Source organism: Methylobacterium sp. E-041 (assembly GCF_022829665.1).
Classification (GTDB): domain Bacteria; phylum Pseudomonadota; class Alphaproteobacteria; order Rhizobiales; family Beijerinckiaceae; genus Methylobacterium.
On sequence record NZ_JAKSYQ010000005.1, the window covers coordinates 1 to 1,997 of the forward strand.

General features: G+C 64.1%; 4 protein-coding genes. 2 read left to right on the forward strand and 2 right to left on the reverse strand.

Features of this window, described 5'->3' with window-relative positions; translation table 11 throughout:
* On the forward strand, window positions 1–673 hold a 673-nt coding region (locus MKK70_RS00055; protein WP_243945249.1), incomplete at its 5' end, for a methyl-accepting chemotaxis protein.
* 87 nt (window positions 674–760) lie between these two features.
* On the opposite strand, the gene MKK70_RS00060 is transcribed toward MKK70_RS00055, so the two are convergent.
* Window positions 761–928 carry a hypothetical protein gene (locus MKK70_RS00060; protein ID WP_243932564.1) on the reverse strand — a complete coding sequence of 56 codons (168 nt, stop codon included), beginning with the start codon at window positions 926–928 and terminating at the stop codon, window positions 761–763.
* Between the two features lie 101 nt (window positions 929–1,029).
* Window positions 1,030–1,548 carry a MucR family transcriptional regulator gene (locus MKK70_RS00065; protein ID WP_243945251.1) on the reverse strand — a complete coding sequence of 173 codons (519 nt, stop codon included), beginning with the start codon at window positions 1,546–1,548 and terminating at the stop codon, window positions 1,030–1,032.
* 111 nt (window positions 1,549–1,659) lie between these two features.
* Here MKK70_RS00065 and MKK70_RS00070 point away from each other — a divergent pair.
* Window positions 1,660–1,997 (forward strand): response regulator (locus MKK70_RS00070; RefSeq protein WP_243945253.1); only part of this gene is annotated, 338 nt, incomplete at its 3' end.

Consider the following 1,997-nt stretch of genomic DNA (forward strand, 5'->3'; position numbering starts at 1 on the left):
CACCAACGTCAACACGGTGGCGGCGGCCGCCGAGGAGCTCGGCTCCTCGGTGGCCGAGATCGGCCGGCAGGTCGGCGGCTCGGCCGAGCTCGCGCATCTGGCCGTGCGCGAGGCCGACCAGACCGGCGCCCGGGTGCAGGAGCTGAGCGCGGCGGTGTCGCGGATCGGCGACGTGGTCGGGCTGATCTCGAACATCGCCGGCCAGACCAACCTGCTGGCCCTGAACGCCACCATTGAGGCGGCCCGCGCCGGTGCGGCCGGCAAGGGTTTCGCCGTGGTCGCCTCCGAGGTGAAGGCCCTGGCCGAGCAGACCGCCAGGGCGACGAGCGAGATCTCGGGCCAGATCGCGCAGATCCAGGCCTCGACCGGTCAGGCGGTCGCCTCGATCGGCGGGATGACCGGGCGCATCCGCGAGATCAACGCGGTGGCCACCGCGATCGCGGCGGCGGTCGCGGAGCAGGGCGCGGCGACCCAGGAGATCGTGCGCAACGTCAGCCAGGCAGCGATGGGTACGGCCGAGGTGACCAGCAACATCACCGGCGTCGCCGGCGCCGCCGAGGAGACCGGGGCGGCCGCGACCCAGGTGCTCGGCGCGGCGTCCGAGCTGTCGCGCCAGTCGGAGACCCTCGCAGCCGAGGTGGGGCGCTTCCTCGCGACCGTTCGAGCAGCTTGATAGGATCAATGTGTAACAGCCTCGGTAGGCCTTCGGGCCTATCGAGGTCTACGATGCCGATCCGGCCCGAGCACAGCTCGTGAGAAGCTAGGCCTGACCGTCCTCGGCAGCCTTGTCCGGATCATTCAGCTTCTTTTGAGCCTCGACCACCGGGTCTTTGTTCTCAGGCTCACCGTCGGTGGTTGGATCTGGGACGTTCACGCCCGTGATCGGCACGGTGGGTGGAATGGTAGGCTCGTGATCGCTTCCAGCCATGACCTGATGCTCCCTTCCCGAAGGTACCATTCAGACGGCGCTTGGAATGCGGCGGAGCTGTGAAGGTGTACGCTAGCGCATAAAATGGTTGCTGAGCAGCTTTAAGCCGTCTCGGCGGCCTTCTTCCGGACCTTGGCCTTCCCAACGCGGGTCTTGGGTGCCTCGGAGATCGTTTCTCCCGTATCAGCAGCCTTAGCGGCTGCCTTGCGCCGCAACTGGCCGAGGCCGAGCGAGCGCGCCAGCTCGGACCGCTTGGCGGAGTAGGCGGCCGATACGATGGGGTAGTCAGACGGCAGGCCGTACTTCGCACGGTAGCTATCCGGTGTGAGCCCGCGAAGCTTGAGGTGGCGCTTCATCGTCTTGTAGGTCTTGCCATCCTCGAAGCTGACCATGCCGTCCGGGGTGACCGACTTGCGGATCTGGGCGGGGGTCGGCTTCTCGGGGATAGCAGCCTCAGCCTTGACTCCGTTGCCGAGACCATTGATGGCGGCATGCACGCTGGTGATCAGCGCCGGCAGTTCACTGGCCGGGACATTGTTATTTGATACGAAAGCGGCGACGAGGTCGGCCGTCATCTCGAATTCGTCACGCCCTGAAACGAGCATCGCACCACCGGTCATTTTATCACCCTTAAATACTTTTCGCTCCACATAACAACTTACCGAATTAGGCGTCAAGGTTCTGTTAGGGATCGCGCTTTAGGAGTTTTTTTAAATTTTAGGGGTTCGACGATGCGTGTTCTGCTGGTCGAGGATGATGCGTCGGTGGCGGAGAGCATTGAACTGATGCTCAAATCCGAGCGGTTCGTGACCTACACCACCGATCTCGGTGAGGAGGGGATCGATCTCGGTAAGCTCTACGACTACGACATCATCCTGCTCGACCTGAACCTGCCCGACATGTCTGGCTATGACGTGCTCAGGAAGCTCCGGGTCGCCAAGGTGAAGACCCCGATCCTGATCCTCTCAGGGATGGCCAGCATCGAGGACAAGGTGAAGGGCCTCGGCTTCGGCGCCGACGACTACCTCACCAAGCCGTTCCACAAGGACGAGCTCGTGGCCCGCATCCA

Excerpts from the sequence above, each read along its gene's own strand:
- MKK70_RS00065 (WP_243945251.1), bottom strand. The coding sequence starts at position 1,548 with ATGACCGGTGGTGCGATGCTCGTTTCAGGGCGTGACGAATTCGAGATG.
- MKK70_RS00060 (WP_243932564.1), bottom strand. The coding sequence starts at position 928 with ATGGCTGGAAGCGATCACGAGCCTACCATTCCACCCACCGTGCCGATC.